The sequence below is a fragment of the Mesorhizobium sp. M7A.F.Ca.CA.004.04.2.1 genome (assembly GCF_004022825.1).
GTDB lineage: Bacteria > Pseudomonadota > Alphaproteobacteria > Rhizobiales > Rhizobiaceae > Mesorhizobium.
In genome coordinates this window covers 1-497 of sequence record NZ_RZPH01001756.1, presented here as the reverse complement: position 1 = coordinate 497, position 497 = coordinate 1, and the positions used below count along the sequence as shown (strand labels likewise).

The following is a 497-nucleotide window of genomic DNA, read 5'->3' as shown; positions in this document are numbered from 1 at the left end:
GAATTCTTGGACCGGAACGAAGCTGTCTCCATCACGCGGATCCCGACCGATTTCGACCGTTGGGACGATGTGCTCGCATTGATCATGCGCGCTTTCGCTTCGATGGACGGCGTTGTCGACCCGCCCTCCTCGGCCCACCATCTGACCGCCGACACCCTGAGCGACAAGGCGCGGCTGGAGACCGGCTTCGTGGCGGTGCAGGGCGACAGGATCGTCGGCTGCGTCTTTGCCCTTGAGAGGGCGGCGGACCTTTATGTCGGCAAGTTCGCGGTCGCGCCGGACCGCCAGGGACAAGGCATTGGCCGGCGGCTGATGCAGGCAGTCGAAGACCTTGCCCGTAGCCGCGGCAAGGCCGCCGTCGCGCTTCAGACGCGGATCGAGCTGACCGGGAATCATGAAGCCTTTGCTCGCCTCGGCTTTCGCGAAACTGAACGGACGGCGCATGAGGGCTATGCCAGGCCGACCTCGATCACCATGCGCAAAGCTATCTCGTAAGG

The 497-nt window shown here is 64.2% G+C and carries 1 protein-coding gene; it reads left to right on the top strand.

Features of this window, described 5'->3' with window-relative positions; translation table 11 throughout:
- Positions 1–6: 6 nt before the first annotated feature.
- Positions 7–495 (top strand): GNAT family N-acetyltransferase, encoded by a 489-nt coding sequence (locus tag EN893_RS37415; RefSeq protein WP_127273412.1) that lies wholly within the window; start codon positions 7–9, stop codon positions 493–495.
- Positions 496–497: the final 2 nt, after the last annotated feature.